Here is a 596-nt window from a genome sequence, read left to right as displayed (position 1 = left end):
CATTAACATCAAGCTCACCCATCGCCTCTTTAGTAGATATATAAGCGCTATAGGCTTGGCTTACGGCAGTATCAACAAATTGCTCAGTAATTTCATCTTCTGCTAAGGCACCCGCATCGACAGCTATATCAGATAATTCAATCAATATTTCAGTAGCCAAAACCAGCTTAATATCGTCGCTAAACTCCATTTGCTTGGATACCGCAATAAGCACAGCGGCCACAGCGCTACCAATGCCTTTGGCAATATCTTCGGAGTCCTTAATCATGGCAGCAATTTGATCGCCAGTTTGCCCTTCGCCGTGGATAATGACCTTCACCACCTTCATGGCATCTGTTAATTGTTTTTCTTCCTCTGGTGTTAAGTTTTCTTCATCGTTTGCATTGGCTGCAGCTGCACCCATTTGGTTGATACCGTTTACTTTAGCCATCAGTTAGCCCACCGTTTTAGTTAAGTCGTCTAGCGTAGTGGGTTGCCACGGTTGGTATTCCCCTGCTTTTGGAATACTAGCCATAGGAGACAAGTTAACCTTACCCATAAGCCCGCCGATATTTAAATCGGTTTTATTCCCATCACCATCAACTCCCCAGTAAGAG

General features: G+C 44.3%; 1 protein-coding gene. It reads right to left on the bottom strand.

Translation table 11 applies throughout. The annotated features are described in order from the left end of the window. Window positions 1-430, bottom strand: a 430-nt coding sequence (locus L5M28_RS24105; protein WP_263204549.1) for a hypothetical protein, incomplete at its 3' end; no start/stop codon positions are given. Between the last annotated feature and the right edge of the window lie 166 nt (window positions 431-596).

This window comes from Shewanella sp. SW32 (assembly GCF_025653365.1).
GTDB lineage: Bacteria > Pseudomonadota > Gammaproteobacteria > Enterobacterales > Shewanellaceae > Shewanella > Shewanella oncorhynchi.
Note: the sequence above shows the minus strand (reverse complement) of the source record. Positions and strands in the feature narration are given on the sequence as shown.